Below are 24536 nucleotides of genomic sequence, written 5' to 3' on the forward strand. Positions count from 1 at the left end.
CCCCCTTTACCAAGTAATCCAATCTTCTTTATAAAAAAGAGGGATTACTCTTCGTCTTCTAGCTCGATGTTGATACCTAGCGAGCGAATCTCTTTCAACAGTACGTTGAACGACTCTGGCATGCCAGGTTCCATGCTATGGTTGCCATCTACGATGTTCTTATACATCTTAGTACGGCCGTTAACGTCATCCGACTTAACTGTTAGCATTTCTTGTAGAGTATATGCAGCACCGTATGCTTCTAGTGCCCATACTTCCATCTCACCGAAACGCTGACCACCGAACTGAGCTTTACCACCAAGTGGTTGCTGAGTTACTAGGCTGTAAGAACCAGTTGAACGAGCATGCATCTTGTCATCAACCAAGTGGTTCAGTTTCAGCATGTACATGTAACCAACAGTTACAGGACGCTCAAACGAATCACCAGTACGACCATCAAACAGTTTAAGCTGACCAGATTCTGGCAGATCACCCAGTTTAAGTAGTTCTTTGATTAGAGACTCAGAAGCACCGTCGAACACAGGAGTAGCAATCGGTAGACCGCCACGTAGGTTCTTAATCAGTGTACGAACTTGATCATCAGACAGTTCAGCAATATCAACTTTCTGACGAGTATCACCAAGATCATAAACCTTCTGTAGGAACTCACGGAACTTATGCAGTTCTTGTTGTTCCTTAACCATTTGGTTGATCTTGTCACCGATACCTTTCGCAGCCAAACCTAAGTGAACTTCTAGGATCTGACCGATGTTCATACGCGATGGTACACCCAGCGGGTTAAGTACGATGTCTACAGGCTGACCTTTCTCATCGTATGGCATGTCTTCAACAGGGTTAATCTTAGAGATTACACCTTTGTTACCGTGACGACCGGCCATCTTATCACCAGGCTGGATACGACGTTTAACCGCTAGGTAAACTTTAACAATCTTAAGAACGCCAGGCGCTAGATCATCACCTTGAGTGATTTTACGACGCTTAGTTTCAAACTTCTTATCGAAGTCTGCTTTTAGCTCATCCCACTGCTCAGCAAGTTGCTCAAGCTGAGTTTGTAGCGCATCGTCTTCTAGAACTTGCTCTAGCCATTGCTTACGACCGATAGTATCAAGCTTAGCTTCAGAGTAACCACCAGACAGAAGTACAGCTTTAACACGGTTAAGAAGACCACCCTCAAGAATTTGGAACTCTTCAGTTAGATCTTTCTTAGCTTCTTTAAGCTGCATCTGTTCGATTTCAAGTGCACGTTTGTCTTTCTCTACGCCATCGCGAGTGAAGACTTGTACATCGATGATAGTACCCGAAACAGAGTTTGGTACACGTAGAGAAGTATCTTTAACATCAGATGCTTTCTCACCGAAGATAGCACGTAGTAGCTTCTCTTCAGGAGTCAGTTGAGTTTCACCTTTAGGGGTTACTTTACCAACTAGGATGTCGCCACCCTTAACTTCAGCACCAATGTAAACGATACCTGACTCGTCTAGTTTAGACAGAGCAGACTCACCTACGTTTGGAATATCAGCTGTGATCTCTTCAGAACCCAGCTTAGTATCACGAGCCACACAAGATAGTTCTTGAATGTGGATTGTCGTGAAACGGTCTTCTTGAACTACGCGCTCAGATACTAAGATCGAGTCTTCGAAGTTGTAACCGTTCCAAGGCATGAATGCGATACGCATGTTTTGGCCAAGAGCAAGTTCACCAAGGTCAGTTGAAGGACCATCAGCAAGAACATCACCGCGTGCAACTGGTTCACCAGGAAGTACAGTTGGACGTTGGTTAATACATGTGTTTTGGTTCGAACGCGTGTACTTAGTTAGGTTGTAGATATCGATACCAGCTTCGCCAGGTACCAATTCATCTTCGTTAACCTTAACTACGATACGAGAAGCGTCTACAGACTGAACTTGACCACCACGTTTAGCAACCGCTGTAACACCAGAGTCAACTGCGATGTTACGTTCAATACCAGTACCTACTAGAGGCTTATCAGCTCTAAGTGTTGGTACCGCTTGACGTTGCATGTTGGCACCCATCAATGCACGGTTCGCATCATCGTGTTCTAGGAACGGGATAAGCGAAGCAGCGATAGATACTACTTGGTTTGTCGCAACGTCCATGTAGTCAACGTGCTCGCGTGGGTGAAGACCAGATTCACCTTTCTGACGAGCTGTGATTAGCTCATCTGCAAACGTACCTTCTTCTGTAAGAATAGTGTTTGCTTGCGCGATTACGAATTGACCTTCCTGGATTGCAGACAGGTAATCAACTTCTTCTGTTACTACACCATCTACTACACGACGGTACGGAGTTTCTAGGAAACCGTAATCGTTACAACGTGCAAACGCAGATAGCGAGTTAATTAGACCGATGTTTGGACCTTCAGGCGTTTCGATCGGACATAGACGACCGTAGTGAGTTACGTGAACGTCACGTACTTCGAAGCCTGCGCGCTCACGAGTAAGACCACCAGGACCTAAAGCAGAGATACGACGTTTGTGCGTAACTTCTGACAATGGGTTGTTTTGGTCCATAAACTGTGAAAGCTGTGAAGAGCCAAAGAATTCTTTAACTGCAGCAGAGATCGGCTTAGCGTTGATAAGATCTTGAGGCATGATTGCATCAAGGTCACCAAGGCTTAGGCGCTCTTTAACGGCACGTTCTACACGAACTAGACCAACACGGAATTGGTTTTCTGCCATTTCACCTACAGAACGGATACGACGGTTGCCAAGGTGGTCGATATCGTCCACTTCACCAATACCGTTACGGATGCCGATCAGTTTCTTCATCACTTCGATGATGTCTGATTCATCCAGAGTACCGCGCTCTTCTTCTTCTTCACGCTCGATAGAGCTGTTGAATTTCATACGGCCTACAGTTGATAGGTCGTAACGATCTTCAGAGAAGAATAGGCTTTCGAACAATGATTCTGCAGCTTCTTTCGTTGGTGGCTCGCCAGGGCGCATCATGCGGTAGATTTCTACCAATGCAGAGATGCGATCTACTGTGCTATCCGCACGTAGAGTGTCTGACATGAATGGACCATGGTCTAGGTCATTCGTGAACAGCACTTCTAGAGTCTTGTGACCTGCTTGAGACAGGTTAGCAAGTGCTTCTAGGCTAATCTCTTGGTTTGCGCCAACGATGATCTCGCCAGTTGCTTCGTTGATGTAATCTTTCGCAGCAATCTTTTCAACGATGTACTCTACTGGTACTTCGATGTGCTCAACGCCATCTTTTTCAAGTTGACGGATATGGCGAGCAGTAACACGACGACCAGTCTCAACGTAAGTTTTACCGTTTGATTCGATGTCGAATGACGCAGTTTCACCACGTAGACGATCAGGAACCAACTCCATAAGTAGAGTTTGGTCTTTAACTTCGAAGTTCACCTTGTCGAAGAACAGATCTAGGATCTCTTCAGTCGATTTACCAAGTGCACGAAGAATAATCGATGCAGGTAGCTTACGACGACGGTCGATACGTACGAATAAGTTATCCTTAGGATCGAACTCAAAGTCTAACCATGAGCCACGGTAAGGAATTACACGTGCGTTATAAAGAACTTTACCTGATGAGTGGGTCTTACCCTTATCACTGTCGAAGAACACGCCTGGGCTTCGGTGCAGCTGGGATACGATAACCCTCTCGGTACCATTAATTACGAAAGTACCATTGTCTGTCATAAGCGGAATTTCGCCCATGTAGACTTCTTGCTCTTTAATGTCTTTTACAGTGCCTGCTGGTGCGTCTCGATCAAAGATAACTAGACGTAGTTTTACGCGTAGTGGCTTTGAGTAAGTTACACCGCGGATTTGACATTCTTTAACGTCAAAAACTGGCTCACCAAGACGGTAGCTAACGTATTGCAGCTCAGAATTGCCGTTGTAGCTCTGAATTGGAAATACAGAACGGAAAGCAGCTTCAAGACCGTATTGACCTTCTGGATCCTGTTCGATGAATTTATCGAAAGAATCAAGCTGGATCGATAACAGGTATGGAATGTCCAAAACTTGTGGACGAGTACCAAAATCCTTACGGATGCGCTTTTTCTCGGTATAAGAGTAAACCATGGGGTTCCTCAGCTCGCTGATAAGTGACCCAAACCACCCAAAACACTCTTCAGAGGGGGCGGTGACAAACAGCTGTTTACTGTAGTTGAACAATCATTTCGAAAAAATGACTGTTTTTTTGCTCGGATTATGACGGTTAAACAGCGGGAAATTCGTCATAGCCCTACAGCGCAAAAAGGCCGGTGGTTAATAAACCACCAGCCAATAGCCTTGCGGCTAGGAAATTAAGTAATAATTACTTGATTTCAACAGAAGCGCCAACTTCTTCTAGCTGTGCTTTAAGAGCTTCAGCTTCAGCTTTGTCAACGCCTTCTTTAAGCGCTGCAGGAGCTGAGTCTACAAGACCTTTAGCTTCTTTAAGACCTAGGCCAGTTGCGCCACGTACAGCTTTGATAACTTGTACTTTGTTAGCGCCAGCAGCAGTAAGGATAACGTCGAATTCAGTTTGCTCAGCAGCAGCTTCAGCAGAAGCACCACCAGCTACAACTGCAGCAGCAGCAGTAACACCGAATTTTTCTTCCATAGCTTCGATAAGCTCAACAACTTGCATTACAGACATTTCTGCAACTGCGTCTAGGATTTGCTCGTTAGTAATAGACATAACAATTCTCTTTTAAGTCAACAATAAGTTTAAATAGCAACCAGTGAAAAGCAAGGCTTATGCCGCAGCTTCTTCTTTTTGGTCGCGAACAGCAGCGATAGTACGAACCAGCTTGCCAGCAGAAGCTTCTTTCATGCACATCATTAGGCGTGCGATAGCTTCGTCGTAAGTTGGTAGTGTCGCTAGTACATCAGCATCAGTAACTGCGCCTTCAAATGCAGCAGCTTTGATCTCGAATGTTTTGTTCTCTTTAGCGAAGTCTTTGAAAAGACGCGCTGCAGCACCAGGGTGCTCGTTAGAGAACGCAAGTAGGCTAGGACCAGTAAATGTGTCTTGTAGACACTCATACTCAGTACCTTCTACTGCACGGCGTGCTAGTGTGTTACGAACAACTCTCATGTAAACACCCGCTTCGCGAGCTTGTTTACGTAGAGAAGTCATCGCGCCAACAGTAACGCCACGAGAGTCAGCTACAACTGCAGAAAGTGCACCACTGGCTGCTTCGTTGACTTCAGCAACAATTGCTTTTTTGTCTTGAAGATTTAAAGCCATTTGGATTAACCTCTGGTTGTGATTACAGCACTCAATATAAAATACATTGAGCGTTTACGATGTTATTCAAAAATGAATAAATTCATTTCAAACGACAACATCGCCTACGTAGGTTTTATTAAGCTTCACCTTAAAAGGTTCAGCGCCTACGGTCTTGGGATAGACAGTTATGAATTGCTTCAAAAACCACCCAACCACAAATATTAGGCGCAGAAGTATACACTAAATCTGCGCCAAAGCAAATTAGTTTGCTTGAGTGTCAAGACTAGCTTGATCAACAGTAACACCAGCACCCATCGTAGTAGAGATGCTTACTTTCTTCAGGAAAGTACCTTTCGCTGAAGAAGGCTTAGCTTTCTTAAGAGCAACTAGAAGTGCTTCTAGGTTCTCTTGAAGCTGGTTAGCTTCGAAAGACGCTTTGCCGATAGTAGTGTGGATGATACCGTTCTTGTCGTTACGGTAACGAACCTGACCAGCTTTAGCGTTCTTAACCGCTTCAGCAACGTTAGGAGTTACAGTACCAACTTTAGGGTTTGGCATTAGACCGCGTGGACCTAGGATTGTACCTAGTTGACCAACAACGCGCATTGCATCAGGAGAAGCAACAACAACGTCAAAGTCCATTACGCCTTTTTTCACTTGCTCAGCAAGATCTTCCATACCAACGATATCTGCGCCAGCTGCTTTAGCTGCTTCTGCGTTTGCACCTTGAGTGAACACAGCAACGCGGATTTCACGGCCAGTACCGTGAGGTAGCACAGTTGCGCCACGTACGTTTTGGTCAGATTTACGAGCATCGATGCCTAGGTTAACAGCAACATCTACAGACTCAACGAATTTAGCAGTCGCTAGTTCTTTAAGAAGAGCAACAGCTTCGTTGATTTCGTATTCTTTAGTTACTTCAACTTTGTCGCGGATTACGCGCATACGCTTAGTAAGTTTTGCCATGATCTTATCCCTCTACCACTAGGCCCATTGAACGAGCAGTACCAGCAATAGAACGCTTCATTGCTTCGATGTCAGCACCAGTCATATCAGCAGCTTTAGTTTCTGCGATTTCCTGAACTTGAGCGTCAGTTACAGTACCAACTTTCTCAGTGTTTGGACGACCTGAACCAGACTTAACGCCAGCAGCTTTCTTAAGAAGAACAGCAGCAGGTGGAGTCTTAGTTACGAACGTGAAAGAACGGTCGTTGTAAACAGTAATTACTACTGGAGTAGGTAGACCTTTCTCAACAGATTCTGTTTTTGCGTTGAACGCTTTACAGAATTCCATGATGTTCACGCCGTGTTGACCTAGAGCAGGACCAACCGGTGGACTTGGGTTTGCCATACCAGCTGCAACTTGCAGTTTGATATAAGCTTCAACTTTCTTAGCCATGATATTTCCTAATTTTTGGGTACATGCGCTAGCCCTAAGGCAAGCTCCCCTTAATTTCAATTAACTCTTTCTTACTTCGATAGAAGCAAAAAGGCGCGAAATTATAATCATAATTCGCGCCTTTAACAACCCTAAAAAGGTGGTTTTTTATACTCTTTTATTTTGAACAACTTATGAAGTATTTATCCACAGCTTGTTCAAAGATTAGAGTTTTAGTCTAGCTTTTCAACTTGACCAAATTCAAGCTCAACCGGTGTTGCACGACCAAAGATCGATACAGATACCTTAATGCGGCTTTTCTCGTAATCTACTTCTTCAACTGTACCGTTGAAATCAGCAAACGGACCATCGTTCACACGAACCACTTCACCCGCTTCGAACATTGTCTTAGGACGTGGAGACTCGCTCGCTTTCTCTAGACGGTTCAAGATAGCATCAGCTTCTTTGTCAGTGATTGGTGCAGGACGATCAGAGGTACCACCAATGAAGCCCATAACACGAGGAATACTGCGCACTAAGTGCCATGATTCATCATTCATGATCATTTGCACTAATACGTAGCCAGGGAAGAACTTACGTTCGCTTTTACGGCGTTGACCTGCACGCATTTCCACTACTTCTTCAGTAGGTACTAAAACGTCACCAAAGAACTCTTCCATGTCGTGCATTTTAATATGTTCGCGTAGCGATTGAGATACACGACCTTCATAGCCAGAAAAGGCTTGAACTACATACCAACGTTTTTTTGGAGCTTCACTCATGAATCAGAACCCTCTACACCCCAGTCGCTAGAGAAACTAAACGGACCATAATGCCGTCAATTCCCCAAAGCACTAGAGACATAACAATACATACAGCTAAAACGATCAATGTAGTTTGCATAGTTTCTTGGCGAGTAGGCCAAACAACTTTACGAATCTCCATACGAGATTCTTTTGCAAAATCGATCGCAGCTTTACCTTTAACTGTTGTTGCTGCAACGCCTAGTGCGGCAGCAATCAGCACAACTACACCTGCAGCGCGAATTACAACAGACAATTCACCATACAGGTAATTACCCACAACAGCAGCAGCCAACAGTACAAAAGCGACTACCCACTTCATTGTATCTGCTGCACCTGAGCTATCAGGAGTTTCAGCGTTTGCTTTCATAAAACCAACCTGTGATAAGTCTTAAATATAGACGACAATAACCCCGCTGTTGCAGGGCACATTCCTTTGCGTTGCAAAACAACACATCTAACAGTCATTTTAGTCAAAAAGACCGTTTAATTCTTTGCTGAGAGCTAAAATTGATGCCAAAACATCCAACTCTTTTTTCAGCGAAGAAAAAGGGCATCAAATGATGCCCTTTTTACTAGTGGTTCGTCAAATCTTATGCAAAGATTTTAGCTACAACACCAGCACCAACTGTACGGCCACCTTCGCGGATTGCGAAACGTAGACCTTCGTCCATTGCGATTGGAGCGATTAGCTCAACAGTCATTTGAACGTTGTCACCTGGCATTACCATTTCTACGCCTTCTGGTAGAGTGATATCGCCTGTTACGTCAGTTGTACGGAAGTAGAACTGTGGACGGTAACCTTTGAAGAAAGGAGTGTGACGGCCGCCTTCGTCTTTAGAAAGTACGTATACTTCAGACTCAAACTTAGTGTGTGGGTTGATTGAACCTTTAGCAGAAAGTACTTGGCCACGTTCAACGTCATCACGCTTAGTACCACGTAGAAGTGCACCAACGTTCTCACCTGCACGACCTTCGTCAAGCAGCTTACGGAACATTTCAACACCAGTACAAGTAGTAAGAGTAGTTTCTTTGATACCAACGATTTCTACTTCGTCACCTACACGTAGGATACCGCGCTCGATACGACCAGTAACTACAGTACCACGACCTTGGATTGAGAATACATCTTCAATAGGAAGTAGGAACGGTAGATCAACAGCACGCTCTGGAAGTGGAATGTAAGAATCTAGTGCTTCTGCAAGCTCAACAATTTTGTCTTCCCACTGCTTTTCGCCGTTTAGAGCGCCAAGTGCAGAACCTTGAATTACTGGAAGGTCGTCTCCTGGGTACTCGTACTCAGAAAGAAGTTCACGTACTTCCATTTCTACTAGCTCAAGTAGCTCTTCGTCATCAACCATGTCACATTTGTTCATGAATACGATGATGTAAGGGATACCAACTTGACGACCAAGTAGGATGTGCTCACGTGTTTGTGGCATAGGGCCATCTGTAGCAGCAACAACTAGGATACCGCCGTCCATTTGAGCAGCACCAGTGATCATGTTTTTAACATAATCGGCGTGTCCAGGGCAGTCTACGTGTGCGTAGTGACGTTCAGGAGTATCGTACTCAACGTGAGAAGTTGCAATTGTGATACCGCGCTCGCGCTCTTCTGGAGCGTTATCGATAGATGCGAAATCTTTAGCAACACCGCCGTACACTTTTGCAAGTGTAGTACAGATAGCAGCAGTTAGAGTTGTTTTACCGTGGTCAACGTGGCCGATAGTACCAACGTTTACGTGCGGTTTCGTACGTTCAAATTTTTCTTTAGACATGGGGTGTCCCTCTAGGTACGGATTAGGTGGCTTAAAATAAGACCACGCAACCAAAAAAAATGGTTTTCTTTATTAAAGGAGAAGAAGCTTTAGACTGGTGCTAATACCCAGAGTCGAACTGGGGGCCTCACCCTTACCAAGGGTGCGCTCTACCGACTGAGCTATATCAGCACACAAAAATGAGTTGGAGCGTGCAGCGGGAATCGAACCCGCATCATCAGCTTGGAAGGCTGAGGTAATAGCCATTATACGATGCACGCAACACGTAACTCTTTTGAGCTATTTAACCTTTAGAATATGGTGGAGGGAGACGGATTCGAACCATCGAAGGCAGTGCCGGCAGATTTACAGTCTGCTCCCTTTGGCCACTCGGGAACCCCTCCAAATTTTGATCTTTCTCTCGCTCTCTATAAATAGAAGGGAGAAAGTGGTGCCGACTACCGGAGTCGAACTGGTGACCTACTGATTACAAGTCAGTTGCTCTACCTACTGAGCTAAGTCGGCACAAGTGGGGCGCATTTTATTGAATGATTTTCCACCTTGCAATAGTAAATTGCAAAAAAGTGTAAAATTCTCTTATCAAATTCCTATATACGGTTATTTAGCTCAAGGTTTCTGCCTTTAATCCGCATCTAGTAAAGGAAGATATTTAATTTATCTATCGCTTGATGTATTTTCCATGCACTTGTTTTGTTATCCACTATAGAGTTTTGTATGAGCCCATTTATGTCATTTGACCGCGCGCAGTGGTCTGAACTAAGGAATTTAGTTCCAATGACACTTTCTGAGAGCGATTTGAAAGAGCTTCAAGGCATCAATGAAAAGCTGACAATGGAAGAAGCCGTAGAGATTTATCTACCGTTATCGCGCCTGTTGAACCTCTATGTGGCTGCTCGACAAAATAGAAACTCAGTGCTCCATCAATTTCTGGATAAGAAAGAAACTGCGCCACCATTCATTATTGGTATCGCTGGCAGTGTTGCGGTAGGGAAAAGTACAACAGCTCGTCTACTGAAAGCGTTGCTATCTCGTTGGGAAAACCATCCTAAAGTTGAATTGGTTACGACAGATGGCTTCTTATACCCCAATGAAATACTGGAAGAAAAAGGCTTAATGAGTAAAAAAGGGTTCCCTGAGTCTTATGATATTAAAGCGCTAGTTAATTTTGTATCAGACGTGAAGGCATGCAAGCGTAATGTGACAGCACCTGTGTACTCTCACCTCACCTACAACATTACCAATGAAGTAAAAGAGGTCGACTTACCAGATGTGCTTATTATTGAAGGACTCAACGTTCTACAAAGCGGTATGAATTACCCACATGAGCCTCATAGAGTCTTTATTTCAGACTTCCTCGACTTCTCGTTATATGTCGATGCTGAAAGCGCTCAAATTCAACAATGGTATGTAAATCGTTTTATGAAGTTTCGTGAAGGTGCCTTCGCTAAACCAGGGTCATACTTCGGGCACTACACTAAATTATCAGATCTAGCCGCTAAGGAAAAAGCAGAAGGTATTTGGCAATCAATCAATGGTTTAAACCTAGAGCAGAATATCCTTCCGACCAGAGAAAGGGCTCACCTGATTCTACGCAAGGGCGCAGATCATATGGTTGAGGAAGTGTTACTAAGAAAGTAGTAACCTCTTAGTCCCCTTTTCTTAGGGATATCTCTCCACCGATATAACTCTCAACACCGTTCTCAGTTTTGAGTAACACGGCACCTTGTTCATCGATACCCTGTACAACACCTTCTATTTCTCTAGGTCCAATGATCAGTCTAACGTTGCGACCTAAGAAGTTATCTAAACGATTCCAGCGTTCGACAAAATTCGACATCCCTTTCAACTCATAGTCGGCAAGTGACTTGTCCCAAGCATTGATCAGAGCCTGTGCTAACTGGTTACGGTCGGGCACTTTTCCATCACAGACCTCTTTGAGAGAGGTCCACGGCTGACCAATACCTGATGTTGTCGGGTCCATGGACAGGTTTAGTCCCAAACCAATAACAATATGAGCAGCGCCACCAGACTGTCCTGACAACTCGACTAAAATACCCGCGAGTTTCTTGTCATTATGGTAAAGATCATTCGGCCATTTCAGTTTAACGCCTTCAACACCCATCTCTTCCAAGGCTTCAACAACAGCAACACCAACGACAAGGCTTAACCCCATAGCGGCAGCCATGCCTGCATCGAGCCTCCAATACATTGAAAGGTAAAGATTTGCACCAAATGGCGATACCCACTCTCTTCCACGACGTCCACGACCTGCAGCTTGATATTCAGCAATACAGACCGACCCCGATTCGAGGGTATTAGTACGCTCTAACAGGTGTTGGTTTGTTGAACCTATGATTGGAATGAGTTCAAGAGAAGCATCACGACTGACAGCGGACAATTTTTCTTGGTCAAGCATATCTAAACGACTGGCTAGCTTATAACCTTTGCCTTGTACTCGATAGATGTCTAACCCCCACTCTTGGATACCTTTAATGTGCTTACTGATAGCCGCTCGTGATACACCGATCATTTCACCTAAGTCTTCACCAGAATGAAACTCACCATCGGCAAGACATCTCAATAGTGCAAGCTTGGTATTGTGCTCTCTCATGCCAATGACTCCAAAGCTTTATCTAGGTTTGTCTCACTGTCTTGACCCATGAAGCGAACTTCGTGTTCCAATGATATGTCGAACTTGTCTAGAACAGCTTGACGTACTCGCGCTGCAAGTCTGAGGATATCCGTAGCAGACGCTTCATCATAATTGATGATAACCAAAGCTTGATTTGGATGAATTTGAGCACCACCTTCAATCACACCTTTAAACTGGCATTGATCAATGAGCCACCCAGCGGCGACTTTGATCATGTCGTTACTCTCATAACCGACAATGTTTGGGTATAACGCAGACAGCCGATCAAAATGATCTTTGGTGATCACAGGGTTTTTGAAGAAACTTCCCGCATTACCCTGTACGGAAGGGTCTGGTAGCTTGCTTGAGCGTATAGCACACACTTCATCAAATATAGAACGAGGAGAAAGTGTCTCTAAAGGTAAACTTTTAAGCGGGCCGTAGTGGTTACATGGCTTCCACTCTTTAGGTAGGGTCAAACCAATCGCAACAACAATCGCTTTACCATAGAGAGCGTGCTTAAAAATAGAATCTCGGTAGCCAAAGAGACATTCCTCTTTGCTTAACCGCTTAACTGTATAAGTATCCAGATACAGAATATCAACATATTCGCATACGTCTTGCAGTTCAACACCATACGCACCAATATTCTGAATCGGAGCAGAACCTGAACAACCAGGTATCATTGCGAGGTTTTCTAGACCACCCAGACCTTTATCAACACTCCACTCAACCAAGCTTGGCCAATCCTCACCACCACTCACATGCAGAAGGTGATGACGGTCCGTCTCGGTCATCTCAATCCCAGCTAATTTATTGACAATGATCAAACCAGCGAAATGCTTGGTAAAAAGCATATTGCTGCCCTTACCCAGAATTAACTTAGGTGAAGTTGACCATTTAGGATTCCTATAAACCGAAATCAGTTCGTCGATCGTAGTTACTTCAACCAACGCATCACAGGTCTGATCGATAGAAAAAGTATGAACATTTTTTAAACTAGCATTGAGATGGAATTGCATGGCGATATTCAATTAACTTACACTGCCATCATTCTACAGCAGATAAACCAATGGCGCAGTGACTGAATGAACAATGTCATCATTACTCAATTAGACCCCGTAAAGGTTCCCCTCGTTAAGCGTTTTTACAAAGAGCATTACCCAACAGGTAAAGCCAACAAAAGCGAAAAAATCTACTCATTAGAACTAGACGGCCAGTTATGTGGTGTAGTTCGCTTTCGAACGATAGAAGATGCACGCTTACTTACCGGAATGGCTATCTCTAAGGAATACCGTGGCAAGCGATTAGGTTCAGAGCTAATGGATTATTGTGTTCTTCACACGCTGACGGAAAAAGATTATTGCTTCGCGTATTCTCATCTGACTAATTTCTACAATCGTCATCAATTCATACAAATCGATCCCAATGAACTACCAAATGGTTTGAGAGTCTTATATGAGCGCTATTCGAATAGCGGAAAAGATCTCATTCCTATGCATTATCAGCAAAATTGTTAGAGAATGACTCGATTATCTAGTATTTGATGCTATCCCTTTGGTAAAATTAAAGGTTCGCAATTTTGCATATTTTTAAGGTAAAACAGTCAATATGATTGCCAGTAGGAATCCATTCATACAGTTGCCAACCATAGCGCAGAATCCTGACAAGTTTGAAGTACTACTATCAGCGCAAGAGTTTAGAACTCGCTTACTTGATGAGATATCTCGCGCAAAAACTCGTATTAGTTTAGTCGCTTTGTATCTTGAAGATGATGAGGCTGGCCGTGAGATCCTAACTGCCTTATATGAAGCAAAGCAAAAGAATCCAGAATTAGATGTGAGTGTATGTGTCGATTGGCACAGAGCTCAACGTGGATTGATTGGTGCGGAGTCTTCTGAAGGCAATGCAGCCATGTATAAAGAGTTTGCGGAAAAATATCAGCACTCTGTACCCGTCTATGGCATTCCAGTTCGCGGCAAAGAAGTCTTTGGCGTATTGCACTTAAAAGGCTTTATCGTCGATGACAGCGTGATATACAGCGGTGCAAGCCTTAACAATATCTATTTAAGTTATCATGATCGTTACCGTTTCGATCGCTACCATGTTTTAAACAACGCAACACTTGCTGACTCAATGTTCTCCTATGTCCAAGAACAAATGATCTCAGACATCGCTGTTTATGATTTGGCTGATAAGAACAAACCAGTTACCAAAGAACTGAAACCTGCAATCCGTCAATTCAGAGCATCATTAGCACGCTCTCAATACAAGTTCGACTCTCAAGATGTCTCCGCAGAACAAGTGGCCGTAACTCCTTTAGTTGGTATAGGTAAGAGACGTAACCGCCTAAATCAGGGAATTAACCAACTGGTTGCTCAAGCTAAAGATGAAATTTTCATTTGTACGCCATATTTCAATTTTCCGCCTAGCCTAGCGAAGGAAGTGAAGAGAGCACTTAAACGTGGCGTAAAGGTCACGATTGTTGTCGGCGATAAGACAGCCAATGACTTCTTTATCTCCCCAGAGGAAGAGTTTAAAACGATTGGTGGCTTGCCTTACTTATACGAATTGAACCTGCGTCGATTTGCGAAGGCAAATGAAGCGAATATAGCAAGTCGTAACCTGTCTATCCGACTTTGGCAACACGATTCCAACAGCTTCCATTTGAAGGGCATTTGGGTTGATAAACGCTACATGCTACTCACAGGTAATAACCTAAACCCACGCGCATGGAAGTTGGACTTAGAAAATGGCATATTCATCCAAGATAACTATCATCATCTAACGGATAAATTCCAAGCTGAGGTTAATAATATTGTTCAACACACACAGCTAATCTGCACTTATAAGCAATTGGACAAGATTGAGAGCTATCCGATGGAGGTTCAGAAGTTGATTCGTAAGATCACTCGTGTCAAAGCCGATAGAGTCCTTAAACAAATATTGTAGTCGATGTTATTAGGAACATTATTTATCAACGCCTAGCAAACGCTAGGCGTTTTTGTATCTGTGAGATAAGTTTGTTTGTTGTAATTTCGCTATTTACTCAAGACTAGTGCCAACGCTTAAATCTCCAAGTACCTACCTTTCTTAGTCAGCCTAATAATTAAGATGCGGCTATCAGATACAAATAACAACCACGTAAGATACCAACTCAATCGACAATTACTTTCTATATCCTGATCGCCACTCCTTACAGCGAGAACTAGCGTGACAGCCCCTGATATTCACTTGTATTTATACTGGTCTAATTTGATGCTCCGTTATCTTTAGAGGGTGTAGCAAAAAGAATTAGAAGTAACCATCTCAATTCGTCAGGTTTAAATGTAAAACAGCACGAGCCTCCCTCTATCTAGAGAGACACCTCAATATATAGCGATAAGGTCTGTAACCAAAATCCAAAAACTCATACCCGAGAAACGACGAAAGCCTAGTCGTCAGACTAGGCTTTCTAATAAGTAGCGGAATGGACGGGGTTGCGGACTTCAGGCAACCCCTTTGTGGGACTCATTCGACCGAAGGGCAAAACACCTTTCTTGAGATGTAAAAAAGCCCTGCTATTTCTAGCAGGGCTTTTTTAATAAGTGGCGGAGTGGACGGGACTCGAACCCGCGACCCCCGGCGTGACAGGCCGGTATTCTAACCAACTGAACTACCACTCCGCAGTGGTCAACTCACTAAGTGAGCGTCCATATCTCCAGGTCGGTCAACCTAAAGATTTAATTTAAAGCCTGGCGATGTCCTACTCTCACATGGGGAAACCCCACACTACCATCGGCGCTATTGTGTTTCACTTCTGAGTTCGGCATGGAATCAGGTGGGTCCACAATGCTATGGTCGCCAAGCAAATTTTAAAATTCGGAAAGCTAATCTAAAAGTTATTTCTCTTCAAACTCATTCAAGGTCTGGTACTTCTGAGTCCACAAAACCCCTTGGGTGTTGTATGGTTAAGCCTCACGGGCAATTAGTACAGGTTAGCTCAATGCCTCGCAGCACTTACACACCCTGCCTATCAACGTCGTAGTCTACGACAACCCTTTAGGACACTTATAGTGCCAGGGAAAACTCATCTCAAGGCTCGCTTCCCGCTTAGATGCTTTCAGCGGTTATCGATTCCGAACTTAGCTACCGGGCAATGCCATTGGCATGACAACCCGAACACCAGAGGTTCGTCCACTCCGGTCCTCTCGTACTAGGAGCAGCCCCTTTCAATTTTCCAACGCCCACGGCAGATAGGGACCGAACTGTCTCACGACGTTCTAAACCCAGCTCGCGTACCACTTTAAATGGCGAACAGCCATACCCTTGGGACCGACTTCAGCCCCAGGATGTGATGAGCCGACATCGAGGTGCCAAACACCGCCGTCGATATGAACTCTTGGGCGGTATCAGCCTGTTATCCCCGGAGTACCTTTTATCCGTTGAGCGATGGCCCTTCCATTCAGAACCACCGGATCACTATGACCTGCTTTCGCACCTGCTCGAATTGTCATTCTCGCAGTCAAGCGGGCTTATGCCATTGCACTAACCACACGATGTCCAACCGTGTTTAGCCCACCTTCGTGCTCCTCCGTTACTCTTTGGGAGGAGACCGCCCCAGTCAAACTACCCACCAGGCACTGTCCGTAATCCCGATTCAGGGACCAACGTTAGAACATCAAAACTACAAGGGTGGTATTTCAAGGACGACTCCATCACATCTAGCGACGCAATTTCATAGTCTCCCACCTATCCTACACATGTAGGTTCAATGTTCAGTGCCAAGCTGTAGTAAAGGTTCACGGGGTCTTTCCGTCTAGCCGCGGGTACACTGCATCTTCACAGCGATTTCAATTTCACTGAGTCTCGGGTGGAGACAGCGTGGCCATCATTACGCCATTCGTGCAGGTCGGAACTTACCCGACAAGGAATTTCGCTACCTTAGGACCGTTATAGTTACGGCCGCCGTTTACCGGGGCTTCGATCAAGAGCTTCGACCGAAGTCTAACCCCATCAATTAACCTTCCGGCACCGGGCAGGCGTCACACCGTATACGTCATCTTACGATTTTGCACAGTGCTGTGTTTTTAATAAACAGTTGCAGCCACCTGGTATCTGCGACTCTCGTCTGCTCCATCCGCAAGGGACTTCACTGATAAGAGCGTACCTTCTCCCGAAGTTACGGTACCATTTTGCCTAGTTCCTTCACCCGAGTTCTCTCAAGCGCCTTGGTATTCTCTACCCGACCACCTGTGTCGGTTTGGGGTACGATTCCTTACAATCTGAAGCTTAGAGGCTTTTCCTGGAAGCATGGCATCAATGACTTCACTACCGTAGTAGCTCGACATCGTATCTCAGCGTTAATGAAAGTCCGGATTTACCTAAACTTTCCGCCTACATACTTGAACCTGGACAACCGTCGCCAGGCCCACCTAGCCTTCTCCGTCCCCCCATCGCAATTGTAAGAAGTACGGGAATATTAACCCGTTTCCCATCGACTACGCCTTTCGGCCTCGCCTTAGGAGTCGACTTACCCTGCCCCGATTAACGTTGGACAGGAACCCTTGGTCTTCCGGCGAGGGAGTTTTTCACTCCCTTTATCGTTACTCATGTCAGCATTCGCACTTCTGATACCTCCAGCAGCCCTTACAGACCACCTTCAACGGCTTACAGAACGCTCCCCTACCCCACATACCCTAAGGTACGTAGCCGCAGCTTCGGTGTATAGCTTAGCCCCGTTACATCTTCCGCGCAGGCCGACTCGACCAGTGAGCTATTACGCTTTCTTTAAATGATGGCTGCTTCTAAGCCAACATCCTGGCTGTCTGAGCCTTCCCACATCGTTTCCCACTTAGCTATACTTTGGGACCTTAGCTGGCGGTCTGGGTTGTTTCCCTCTCCACGACGGACGTTAGCACCCGCCGTGTGTCTCCCGGATAGTACTTACTGGTATTCGGAGTTTGCAAAGGGTTGGTAAGTCGGGATGACCCCCTAGCCTTAACAGTGCTCTACCCCCAGTAGTATTCGTCCGAGGCGCTACCTAAATAGCTTTCGGGGAGAACCAGCTATCTCCAGGTTTGATTGGCCTTTCACCCCTAGCCACAAGTCATCCGCTAATTTTTCAACATTAGTCGGTTCGGTCCTCCAGTTGATGTTACTCAACCTTCAACCTGCCCATGGCTAGATCACCTGGTTTCGGGTCTAATCCTAGCAACTGTACGCCCAGTTAAGACTCGGTTTCCCTACGGCTCCCCTAAACGGTTAACCTTGCTACTAAAATTAAGTCGCTGACCCATTATACAAAAGGTACGCAGTCACACCACGAAGGTGCTCCTACTGCTTGTACGTACACGGTTTCAGGTTCTATTTCACTCCCCTCACAGGGGTTCTTTTCGCCTTTCCCTCACGGTACTGGTTCACTATCGGTCAGTCAGTAGTATTTAGCCTTGGAGGATGGTCCCCCCATATTCAGACAGGATATCACGTGTCCCGCCCTACTCGTTTTCACTGATTATGAGATGTCGACTACGGGGCTATCACCCTTTACTGCGGCACTTTCCAGAGCCTTCGTCTGTCTCATTAAAAGCTTAAGGGCTAATCCAATTTCGCTCGCCGCTACTTTCGGAATCTCGGTTGATTTCTCTTCCTCGGGGTACTTAGATGTTTCAGTTCCCCCGGTTTGCCTCCTGTTGCTATGTATTCACAACAGGATACTTACTTATGTAAGTGGGTTTCCCCATTCAGGAATCCCAGACTCAAAAGGTTATTACTACCTAATCTGGGCTTATCGCAAGTTATTACGCCTTTCATCGCCTCTGACTGCCAAGGCATCCACCGTGTACGCTTAGTCACTTAACCATACAACCCGAAAGGGTCTCTATTTGCTTTCACTTTAAAAAGTGAAGACAAATAAGCGTATGGCAACTAACCAAGGTTTTTGGTTGTCATCAAGAAGGGTTAATTCTTGATAACTGTTTGCCGGACTCAATTGTGAATCAAACTAAAGTTTGATTCGAATACAAGACACTTGAATGTGTTTGTTGTGTTTATCTAATGAAAGATAAACATTGAGAACTTTTAAATTTGATTGAATTACTCGTAAGTAATCAATCAGTCAGCTTTCCAAATTGTTAAAGAGCTAGATTTCTTTCGAAACCATTTTTAAATATTTTCAGATAAAAACACTTAAAGATGGTGGAGCTATGCGGGATCGAACCGCAGACCTCCTGCGTGCAAGGCAGGCGCTCTCCCAGCTGAGCTATAGCCCCATCTTTGTATCTAGTCGATATTGGTGGGTCTGAGTGGACTCGAACCACCGACCTCCCGCTTATCAGGCGAGCGCTCTAACCAGCTGAGCTACAGACCCAATATCGTCTCTTTTACTTTCTAAACCTAATCAATCTGTGTGGACACTCATCGTGGTATCTTCGTATAAGGAGGTGATCCAGCCCCAGGTTCCCCTAGGGCTACCTTGTTACGACTTCACCCCAGTCATGAACCACAAAGTGGTGAGCGTCCTCCCCGAAAGGTTAAACTACCCACTTCTTTTGCAGCCCACTCCCATGGTGTGACGGGCGGTGTGTACAAGGCCCGGGAACGTATTCACCGTGACATTCTGATTCACGATTACTAGCGATTCCGACTTCATGGAGTCGAGTTGCAGACTCCAATCCGGACTACGACGCACTTTTTGGGATTCGCTCACTATCGCTAGCTTGCTGCCCTCTGTATGCGCCATTGTAGCACGTGTGTAGCCCTACTCGTAAGGGCCATGATGACTTGACGTCGTCCCCACCTTCCTCCGGTTTATCACCGGCAGTCTCCCTGGAGTTCCCGACATTACTCGCTGGCAAACAAGGATAAGGGTTGCGCTCGTTGCGGGACTTAACCCAACATTTCACAACACGAGCTGACGACAGCCATGCAGCACCTGTCTCAGAGTTCCCGAAGGCACACCTGCGTCTCCGCTGGCTTCTCTGGATGTCAAGAGTAGGTAAGGTTCTTCGCGTTGCATCGAATTAAACCACATGCTCCACCGCTTGTGCGGGCCCCCGTCAATTCATTTGAGTTTTAATCTTGCGACCGTACTCCCCAGGCGGTCTACTTAACGCGTTAGCTCCGAAAGCCACGGCTCAAGGCCACAACCTCCAAGTAGACATCGTTTACGGCGTGGACTACCAGGGTATCTAATCCTGTTTGCTCCCCACGCTTTCGCATCTGAGTGTCAGTGTCTGTCCAGGGGGCCGCCTTCGCCACTGGTATTCCTTCAGATCTCTACGCATTTCACCGCTACACCTGAAATTCTACCCCCCTCTACAGCACTCTAGTTCACCAGTTTCAAATGCAGTTCCGAGGTTGAGCCCCGGGCTTTCACATCTGACTTAATGAACCACCTGCATGCGCTTTACGCCCAGTAATTCCGATTAACGCTCGCACCCTCCGTATTACCGCGGCTGCTGGCACGGAGTTAGCCGGTGCTTCTTCTGTTGCTAACGTCAAGATGCGCAGCTATTAACTACACACCCTTCCTCACAACTGAAAGTACTTTACAACCCGAAGGCCTTCTTCATACACGCGGCATGGCTGCATCAGGCTTTCGCCCATTGTGCAATATTCCCCACTGCTGCCTCCCGTAGGAGTCTGGACCGTGTCTCAGTTCCAGTGTGGCTGATCATCCTCTCAGACCAGCTAGGGATCGTCGCCTTGGTGAGCCATTACCTCACCAACTAGCTAATCCCACCTAGGCATATCTTGACGCGAGAGGTCCGAAGATCCCCCTCTTTGGCCCGTAGGCATTATGCGGTATTAGCCATCGTTTCCAATGGTTATCCCCCACATCAAGGCAATTTCCTAGGCATTACTCACCCGTCCGCCGCTCGACGCCCAACAAATCCTCCGAAGATTCAATGTTGTCGTTTCCGCTCGACTTGCATGTGTTAGGCCTGCCGCCAGCGTTCAATCTGAGCCATGATCAAACTCTTCAATTTAAGATTTTGTGACTCAACGAATACTGACTTCAAAACTAATATTTACCGAAGTAAACATGTAATTCTAAAGCTATTACCATTCCAACAGAATGGTAATGAATTGACTGTGCCAAAATTAAGTAAACTTAACTTTGTATTGGTCACTCAGTTCATTGAAATCAAGTTTGTTACCGAAGTAACTGTTACTACCTAAGTAATAACGTTTTGATATTCATCAACGAGTGCCCACACAGATTGATAGGTTTAAATTGTTAAAGAGCTTTGCTTTCAGCGCCTTAGCACGTAAGCAGGACGCGTATAATACGCTTTCCACTTTGAAAGTCAACATAAAATACTAAGAAAACTTAGAACCCTATGGTGACTTGTCTATTAAATAGACAAAGTCGAAATTAAAGCCTGGCGATGTCCTACTCTCACATGGGGAAACCCCACACTACCATCGGCGCTATTGTGTTTCACTTCTGAGTTCGGCATGGAATCAGGTGGGTCCACAATGCTATGGTCGCCAAGCAAATTTTAAAATTCGGAAAGCTAATCTAAAAGTTATTTCTCTTCAAACTCATTCAAGGTCTGGTACTTCTGAGTCCACAAAACCCCTTGGGTGTTGTATGGTTAAGCCTCACGGGCAATTAGTACAGGTTAGCTCAATGCCTCGCAGCACTTACACACCCTGCCTATCAACGTCGTAGTCTACGACAACCCTTTAGGACACTTATAGTGCCAGGGAAAACTCATCTCAAGGCTCGCTTCCCGCTTAGATGCTTTCAGCGGTTATCGATTCCGAACTTAGCTACCGGGCAATGCCATTGGCATGACAACCCGAACACCAGAGGTTCGTCCACTCCGGTCCTCTCGTACTAGGAGCAGCCCCTTTCAATTTTCCAACGCCCACGGCAGATAGGGACCGAACTGTCTCACGACGTTCTAAACCCAGCTCGCGTACCACTTTAAATGGCGAACAGCCATACCCTTGGGACCGACTTCAGCCCCAGGATGTGATGAGCCGACATCGAGGTGCCAAACACCGCCGTCGATATGAACTCTTGGGCGGTATCAGCCTGTTATCCCCGGAGTACCTTTTATCCGTTGAGCGATGGCCCTTCCATTCAGAACCACCGGATCACTATGACCTGCTTTCGCACCTGCTCGAATTGTCATTCTCGCAGTCAAGCGGGCTTATGCCATTGCACTAACCACACGATGTCCAACCGTGTTTAGCCCACCTTCGTGCTCCTCCGTTACTCTTTGGGAGGAGACCGCCCCAGTCAAACTACCCACCAGGCACTGTCCGTAATCCCGATTCAGGGACCAACGTTAGAACATCAAAACTACAAGGGTGGTATTTCAAGGACGACTCCATCACATCTAGCGACGCAATTTCATAGTCTCCCACCTATCCTACACATGTAGGTTCAATGTTCAGTGCCAAGCTGTAGTAAAGGTTCACGGGGTCTTTCCGTCTAGCCGCGGGTACACTGCATCTTCACAGCGATTTCAATTTCACTGAGTCTCGGGTGGAGACAGCGTGGCCATCATTACGCCATTCGTGCAGGTCGGAACTTACCCGACAAGGAATTTCGCTACCTTAGGACCGTTATAGTTACGGCCGCCGTTTACCGGGGCTTCGATCAAGAGCTTCGACCGAAGTCTAACCCCATCAATTAACCTTCCGGCACCGGGCAGGCGTCACACCGTATACGTCATCTTACGATTTTGCACAGTGCTGTGTTTTTAATAAACAGTTGCAGCCACCTGGTATCTGCGACTCTCGTCTGCTCCATCCGCAAGGGACTTCACTGATAAGAGCGTACCTTCTCCCGAAGTTACGGTACCATTTTGCCTAGTTCCTTCACCCGAGTTCTCTCAAGCGCCTTGGTATTCTCTACCCGACCACCTGTGTCGGTTTGGGGTACGATTCCTTACAATCTGAAGCTTAGAGGCTTTTCCTGGAAGCATGGCATCAATGACTTCACTACCGTAGTAGCTCGACATCGTATCTCAGCGTTAATGAAAGTCCGGATTTACCTAAACTTTCCGCCTACATACTTGAACCTGGACAACCGTCGCCAGGCCCACCTAGCCTTCTCCGTCCCCCCATCGCAATTGTAAGAAGTACGGGAATATTAACCCGTTTCCCATCGACTACGCCTTTCGGCCTCGCCTTAGGAGTCGACTTACCCTGCCCCGATTAACGTTGGACAGGAACCCTTGGTCTTCCGGCGAGGGAGTTTTTCACTCCCTTTATCGTTACTCATGTCAGCATTCGCACTTCTGATACCTCCAGCAGCCCTTACAGACCACCTTCAACGGCTTACAGAACGCTCCCCTACCCCACATACCCTAAGGTACGTAGCCGCAGCTTCGGTGTATAGCTTAGCCCCGTTACATCTTCCGCGCAGGCCGACTCGACCAGTGAGCTATTACGCTTTCTTTAAATGATGGCTGCTTCTAAGCCAACATCCTGGCTGTCTGAGCCTTCCCACATCGTTTCCCACTTAGCTATACTTTGGGACCTTAGCTGGCGGTCTGGGTTGTTTCCCTCTCCACGACGGACGTTAGCACCCGCCGTGTGTCTCCCGGATAGTACTTACTGGTATTCGGAGTTTGCAAAGGGTTGGTAAGTCGGGATGACCCCCTAGCCTTAACAGTGCTCTACCCCCAGTAGTATTCGTCCGAGGCGCTACCTAAATAGCTTTCGGGGAGAACCAGCTATCTCCAGGTTTGATTGGCCTTTCACCCCTAGCCACAAGTCATCCGCTAATTTTTCAACATTAGTCGGTTCGGTCCTCCAGTTGATGTTACTCAACCTTCAACCTGCCCATGGCTAGATCACCTGGTTTCGGGTCTAATCCTAGCAACTGTACGCCCAGTTAAGACTCGGTTTCCCTACGGCTCCCCTAAACGGTTAACCTTGCTACTAAAATTAAGTCGCTGACCCATTATACAAAAGGTACGCAGTCACACCACGAAGGTGCTCCTACTGCTTGTACGTACACGGTTTCAGGTTCTATTTCACTCCCCTCACAGGGGTTCTTTTCGCCTTTCCCTCACGGTACTGGTTCACTATCGGTCAGTCAGTAGTATTTAGCCTTGGAGGATGGTCCCCCCATATTCAGACAGGATATCACGTGTCCCGCCCTACTCGTTTTCACTGATTATGAGATGTCGACTACGGGGCTATCACCCTTTACTGCGGCACTTTCCAGAGCCTTCGTCTGTCTCATTAAAAGCTTAAGGGCTAATCCAATTTCGCTCGCCGCTACTTTCGGAATCTCGGTTGATTTCTCTTCCTCGGGGTACTTAGATGTTTCAGTTCCCCCGGTTTGCCTCCTGTTGCTATGTATTCACAACAGGATACTTGCTTATGCAAGTGGGTTTCCCCATTCAGGAATCCCAGACTCAAAAGGTTATTACTACCTAATCTGGGCTTATCGCAAGTTATTACGCCTTTCATCGCCTCTGACTGCCAAGGCATCCACCGTGTACGCTTAGTCACTTAACCATACAACCCGAAAGGGTCTTAGCGTATGGCAACTAACCAAGGTTTTTGGTTGTCATCAAGAAGGGTTAATTCCTGATGACTGTTTGCCGGACTCAATTGTGAATCAATGTAAACATTGATTCGAATACAAGACACTTGAATGTGTTTGTTGTGTTTACCTAATAAAAGATAAACATTGAGAACTTTTAAATTTGATTGAATTACTCGTAAGTAATCAATCAGTCAGCTTTCCAAATTGTTAAAGAGCATGAGACTTTAAGAACCAG

General features: G+C 45.8%; 13 protein-coding genes, 7 tRNA genes and 5 rRNA genes. 3 read left to right on the forward strand and 22 right to left on the reverse strand.

Features of this window, described 5'->3' with window-relative positions; all coding sequences use genetic code 11:
* Nucleotides 1-44: 44 nt before the first annotated feature.
* From rpoB to AC3CID_RS14885, 12 genes are all read right to left on the reverse strand, one after another.
* Nucleotides 45-4073, reverse strand: a complete 4029-nt coding sequence (rpoB, locus tag AC3CID_RS14830; protein ID WP_029222057.1) for a DNA-directed RNA polymerase subunit beta — start codon at nt 4071-4073, stop codon at nt 45-47.
* Between the two features lie 235 nt (nt 4074-4308).
* Nucleotides 4309-4674: a 50S ribosomal protein L7/L12 gene (gene rplL / locus AC3CID_RS14835; RefSeq protein ID WP_054548256.1), complete on the reverse strand. Its 366-nt coding sequence runs from the start codon at nt 4672-4674 to the stop codon at nt 4309-4311.
* A gap of 57 nt (nt 4675-4731) precedes the next feature.
* On the reverse strand, nt 4732-5226 hold the full coding sequence (gene rplJ / locus AC3CID_RS14840; RefSeq protein ID WP_017077558.1) for a 50S ribosomal protein L10: 495 nt from the start codon (nt 5224-5226) through the stop codon (nt 4732-4734).
* Between the two features lie 243 nt (nt 5227-5469).
* A complete protein-coding gene (rplA, locus tag AC3CID_RS14845; protein ID WP_017077557.1) occupies nt 5470-6174 on the reverse strand; it encodes a 50S ribosomal protein L1 in 705 nt (234 codons plus the stop codon).
* Between the two features lie 4 nt (nt 6175-6178).
* Nucleotides 6179-6607, reverse strand: a complete 429-nt coding sequence (gene rplK / locus AC3CID_RS14850; RefSeq protein WP_010435555.1) for a 50S ribosomal protein L11 — start codon at nt 6605-6607, stop codon at nt 6179-6181.
* Nucleotides 6608-6819: 212 nt separating this feature from the next.
* Nucleotides 6820-7368 (reverse strand): transcription termination/antitermination protein NusG, encoded by a 549-nt coding sequence (gene nusG / locus AC3CID_RS14855; protein WP_012605006.1) that lies wholly within the window; start codon nt 7366-7368, stop codon nt 6820-6822.
* Between the two features lie 13 nt (nt 7369-7381).
* Entirely contained in the window at nt 7382-7759 is a 378-nt protein-coding gene (gene secE / locus AC3CID_RS14860) for a preprotein translocase subunit SecE (protein WP_017073785.1), read from the reverse strand.
* Nucleotides 7760-7982: 223 nt separating this feature from the next.
* Nucleotides 7983-9167 (reverse strand): elongation factor Tu, encoded by a 1185-nt coding sequence (gene tuf / locus AC3CID_RS14865; RefSeq protein ID WP_012604914.1) that lies wholly within the window; start codon nt 9165-9167, stop codon nt 7983-7985.
* 95 nt (nt 9168-9262) lie between these two features.
* Nucleotides 9263-9338, reverse strand: a tRNA-Thr gene (locus AC3CID_RS14870).
* Nucleotides 9339-9352: 14 nt separating this feature from the next.
* Nucleotides 9353-9427 (reverse strand) — tRNA-Gly (locus AC3CID_RS14875).
* A gap of 38 nt (nt 9428-9465) precedes the next feature.
* Nucleotides 9466-9550: transfer RNA gene (locus tag AC3CID_RS14880), tRNA-Tyr, on the reverse strand.
* A 45-nt stretch (nt 9551-9595) separates the two neighbouring features.
* Nucleotides 9596-9671 (reverse strand) — tRNA-Thr (locus AC3CID_RS14885).
* Between the two features lie 210 nt (nt 9672-9881).
* On the opposite strand from AC3CID_RS14885, the gene coaA reads away from it, so the two are divergent.
* Nucleotides 9882-10805: a type I pantothenate kinase gene (gene coaA / locus AC3CID_RS14890; RefSeq protein ID WP_146458067.1), complete on the forward strand. Its 924-nt coding sequence runs from the start codon at nt 9882-9884 to the stop codon at nt 10803-10805.
* Between the two features lie 7 nt (nt 10806-10812).
* Here the strand turns inward: coaA and birA are convergent, their stop codons facing one another.
* Nucleotides 10813-11778, reverse strand: coding sequence for a bifunctional biotin--[acetyl-CoA-carboxylase] ligase/biotin operon repressor BirA (birA, locus tag AC3CID_RS14895; protein ID WP_479302729.1), 966 nt, complete (start codon nt 11776-11778; stop codon nt 10813-10815).
* Entirely contained in the window at nt 11775-12821 is a 1047-nt protein-coding gene (gene murB, locus AC3CID_RS14900) for a UDP-N-acetylmuramate dehydrogenase (protein ID WP_488526712.1), read from the reverse strand. The genes birA and murB overlap by 4 nt, the downstream gene beginning before the upstream one ends.
* A gap of 66 nt (nt 12822-12887) precedes the next feature.
* Between murB and AC3CID_RS14905 the strand changes: the two genes are divergently transcribed.
* Together AC3CID_RS14905 and pssA are read left to right on the forward strand one after the other, a co-directional pair.
* On the forward strand, nt 12888-13319 hold the full coding sequence (locus AC3CID_RS14905) for a GNAT family N-acetyltransferase (RefSeq protein ID WP_488526713.1): 432 nt from the start codon (nt 12888-12890) through the stop codon (nt 13317-13319).
* A 91-nt stretch (nt 13320-13410) separates the two neighbouring features.
* The gene (gene pssA / locus AC3CID_RS14910) at nt 13411-14751 is read left to right on the forward strand and encodes a CDP-diacylglycerol--serine O-phosphatidyltransferase (RefSeq protein WP_488526714.1); all 1341 of its coding nucleotides are present in this window, start codon (nt 13411-13413) and stop codon (nt 14749-14751) included.
* A gap of 636 nt (nt 14752-15387) precedes the next feature.
* Here pssA and AC3CID_RS14915 read toward each other — a convergent pair.
* The 8 genes from AC3CID_RS14915 to AC3CID_RS14950 form a co-directional block, all read right to left on the reverse strand.
* Nucleotides 15388-15464 (reverse strand) — tRNA-Asp (locus tag AC3CID_RS14915).
* A 67-nt stretch (nt 15465-15531) separates the two neighbouring features.
* A 5S ribosomal RNA gene (gene rrf / locus AC3CID_RS14920) occupies nt 15532-15647 on the reverse strand.
* A gap of 98 nt (nt 15648-15745) precedes the next feature.
* A 23S ribosomal RNA gene (locus AC3CID_RS14925) occupies nt 15746-18639 on the reverse strand.
* A gap of 334 nt (nt 18640-18973) precedes the next feature.
* Nucleotides 18974-19049, reverse strand: a tRNA-Ala gene (locus tag AC3CID_RS14930).
* 21 nt (nt 19050-19070) lie between these two features.
* Nucleotides 19071-19147, reverse strand: a tRNA-Ile gene (locus AC3CID_RS14935).
* A gap of 66 nt (nt 19148-19213) precedes the next feature.
* Nucleotides 19214-20768: ribosomal RNA gene (locus AC3CID_RS14940) — 16S ribosomal RNA — on the reverse strand.
* Between the two features lie 394 nt (nt 20769-21162).
* Nucleotides 21163-21278 (reverse strand): 5S ribosomal RNA (gene rrf, locus AC3CID_RS14945).
* A 98-nt stretch (nt 21279-21376) separates the two neighbouring features.
* A 23S ribosomal RNA gene (locus AC3CID_RS14950) occupies nt 21377-24270 on the reverse strand.
* The 16S, 23S and 5S rRNA genes sit together here with 3 tRNA genes alongside, the layout of an rRNA operon.
* Nucleotides 24271-24536: the final 266 nt, after the last annotated feature.

It is taken from the genome of Vibrio sp. QJM3NY_21 (assembly GCF_057785975.1).